The organism is Roseibium sp., assembly GCF_050301095.1.
GTDB lineage: Bacteria > Pseudomonadota > Alphaproteobacteria > Rhizobiales > Stappiaceae > Roseibium.
Genome location: NZ_JBNKYW010000194.1, coordinates 1 through 3,185, shown reverse-complemented (window position 1 = coordinate 3,185; position 3,185 = coordinate 1). Strand labels below are relative to the sequence as shown.

Below are 3,185 nucleotides of genomic sequence, written 5' to 3'. Positions count from 1 at the left end.
GCAACAAAATCCTACGGATCGCTCAAGGTCCTTCACGAGACCGACATTTCCGTCGAGGAGGGCGAGTTTCTTGTTCTCGTCGGCCCGTCGGGCTGCGGCAAGTCCACGCTGCTCAACATGATCGCCGGACTGGAGGACATCACCAGCGGTGACATCTCCATCCGCGGCCGGAGCATGAATGGGGTCAAGCCGGCGGACCGCAACATCGCGATGGTGTTCCAGTCCTACGCGCTCTATCCGAACATGACCGTTGCCGGAAACATCGCCTTCGGCATGGAAATGCACGGCATTGCCAAGGCAGAGCGGGAAAAGCGCATCGCCCAGGTCGGCGATCTCCTGCAGATCTCGCATCTGCTCGACCGCAAGCCGGGGCAGCTCTCGGGCGGTCAGCGCCAGCGCGTTGCCATGGGCCGGGCGCTGGTGCGCGAGCCGGACGTGTTCCTCTTCGACGAGCCGTTGTCGAACCTTGACGCAAAACTGCGCGTCGACATGCGCACCGAAATCAAGAAGCTGCACCAGAAGCTCGGCACCACCATCGTCTATGTGACCCACGACCAGATCGAGGCACTGACGCTGTCGACGCGGATCGCGGTGATGTTCGGCGGCTATGTCCAGCAGCTCGGCACACCCAAGGAGATCTACGACAACCCGGCCAACATGTTCGTGGCCGGCTTCATGGGGTCGCCATCCATGAACCTGTTTCCGGCCAAGGTTGTTTCAGCCGAAGGCGGTCCGGCGGCCGAGGTAAAGCTCGCCGATGGCAAGAGCGCCGCGATTCCCTTTGCCAACGGGGCCCTTTCTTCCAGTGTCGGCCGGGACATCGTGCTTGGCATCCGTCCGGAGGCGATCACGGACAAGGATGGCGCAGACAGGAATTCAAGGGCGGTTCACATGGTCGAGGCGCCCGTCGAGGTGACCGAACCCGCAGGCTCCGATACCTTCGTGGTCAGCCAGATCGGCGGCAAGGACGTCACCGGCCGTTTCCGCGCCGATGTTTCGGTGCAGGCCGGGGATGTATTCCCGTTTGCCTTCAACATGGAGAAGGCGGTCGCCTTCGATCCTCAAAGCGAAAAGCGGATTGCCTGACGCATGACCACGGCACCAGACATCGTCATCATCGGCAGCGGCATGGGCGGGGCTTCCCTTGCCGCCGGTCTTGCGCCGTCCGGTGCCCGGATCACCATCCTGGAACGGGGGCAGCAGATCCCTGATGATGCGCCCGCGCGCGATCCCTGGCGGATCTATACCAACAGTGCCTTCCGCTCGCCGGAAACCTGGCTGGACGAGGAAGGACGCCCGTTCGAACCGGGCAACTACTACAATGTCGGCGGCAACTCGAAGCTCTACGGCGCGGTGCTGATCCGGTACCGGGAGAAGGATTTCGACGAACTTCAGCACTACGACGGCGTCTCGCCCGCCTGGCCGTTTTCCTACGAGGAACTCGCGCCCTGGTACGATGCCGCGGAGCGGCTCTATCAGGTGCGCGGGGATGCCGGGTCTGATGTCAGCGAACCGCAGCATTCAGGTCCATATCCGTTCCCGCCGGTCCCGGACGAACCGGCCATCAAGACGGCACGGCAACGGCTGGAAGCTGCCGGCGTCAGGCCTTTCAGCTTGCCGCTCGGGGTCGACATCGACCGTTGGCTGGCGGCAGGAAAAACCGGCTGGGACGGTTATCCGGACCTTCGTTGCGGCAAGATGGATGCGGAAACCTGCGGACTTGCCGCCGCACTTGCCCACGACAACGTCAGCCTGATCACCGGGGCGAAGGTAACCTCCCTGAATGCAGAACCGGAGACGGGTCGCATCAGCGAAATCGCCTATGAAAAGGACGGCGTTGAAATGCGCCTGAAGGCGAAAATCGTTGCCCTCTGTGCCGGGGCCGTACAGTCGGCTGCCCTGCTGCTGAAATCCGGCATTGCCAACAGCTCCGGCTATGTCGGCCGCTGCTTCATGAACCACAATGCCACGGCAATGATCGCCATCGACCCAAGGTTCCGCAACGATGCGGTCTACCAGAAGACCTTCGGCATCAACGACTGGTATCTGTCGGATGGCGAGGGCGGCATGCCGCTTGGCAACCTCCAGCTCCTGGGGCGGGTGACGCCGGACATCCTGAAGATCCAGGTGCCGGGCTTGCCGAAGTTCGCCGCCCGCTGGATCTCCGGTCACGCGCTCGACCTTTATCTGATCTCGGAGGATCTGCCCGATCCGGAGAGCCGGGTCGTCCTGAAGGACGGCGAGATCCAGCTCATATGGCGCCGGTCGAACATGACCGCGCACAGGAAGCTGGTCTCGAAGGCGAAGAAAACACTGCGCAGGGCCGGTTTTCCGATTGTGCTCTCCCGCCTCTTCGACGGGCGGGTTCCCTCGCACCAATGCGGTACGCTGCACATGGGCGCCGATCCGGCAACCTCCGTGCTCGATCCGGACTGCCGGTCGTGGGACCATCCAAATCTTTTCGTGACCGATGCGGCGGCGCTGCCGACATCGGCCGCCGTCAACCCGGCACTCACCGTCGCGGCCCTGTCGCTTCGGGCCGCCGAGACCATCAAACGGGAACTGAACTCATGAGCAAAGTCGCGCTCGTCACCGGTGGGCAAAAAGGCATCGGCCTTGGCATTGCGGAAACGCTGGCAGGCGCCGGCTACTCCGTTGCGCTCGCCTCCCGCAGCAAGCCGGACACTCCGGAAGTCGGCGAAGCCCTCGAAAGGCTTGGGGGCAATGCCGCCTATTTCTCCCACGATATGCAGGATGTCGAGGGCCATGCAGGTCTCATGGACCGGGTTGAGGAGAGGTTCGGACCGGTCACGACGCTGGTTTCCAACGCGGGCGTTCCGGCAAAGGTGCGCGGCGACATGCTGGACCTTCAGCTCGACAGTTTCGACTTCGTGCTGGGCGTGAACCTCAGGGGCGCTTTCTTCCTGGCGCAGGAGGCTGCCCGACGCATGCTGGACTTGCCTGAGGACACCTACCGGTCGATCACCTTCGTGACCTCGGTCAGCGCGACCATGGTTTCCATCGAGCGGGCCGAATATTGCATCTCCAAGGCGGGCGCCGCCATGATGGCCGAGCTCTTCGCGGTCCGGCTCGCTCCTCACGGCATCGGCGTCTTCGAAATCCGGCCCGGCATCATCGAAACCGGCATGACCGCCGGGGTGAAGGACAAATACACGGCCCGGATC

General features: G+C 63.3%; 3 protein-coding genes. All 3 read left to right on the top strand.

Features of this window, described 5'->3' with window-relative positions:
* Positions 1 to 1,086, top strand: a 1,086-nt coding sequence (locus ACQY7U_RS17750) for an ABC transporter ATP-binding protein (protein WP_428647177.1), incomplete at its 5' end; no start/stop codon positions are given.
* Between the two features lie 3 nt (positions 1,087 to 1,089).
* Positions 1,090 to 2,574, top strand: a complete 1,485-nt coding sequence (locus tag ACQY7U_RS17745) for an FAD-dependent oxidoreductase (protein ID WP_428647174.1) — start codon at positions 1,090 to 1,092, stop codon at positions 2,572 to 2,574.
* Positions 2,571 to 3,185 (top strand): 3-ketoacyl-ACP reductase (locus ACQY7U_RS17740; RefSeq protein WP_428647172.1); only part of this gene is annotated, 615 nt, incomplete at its 3' end. The genes ACQY7U_RS17745 and ACQY7U_RS17740, both read left to right, overlap by 4 nt.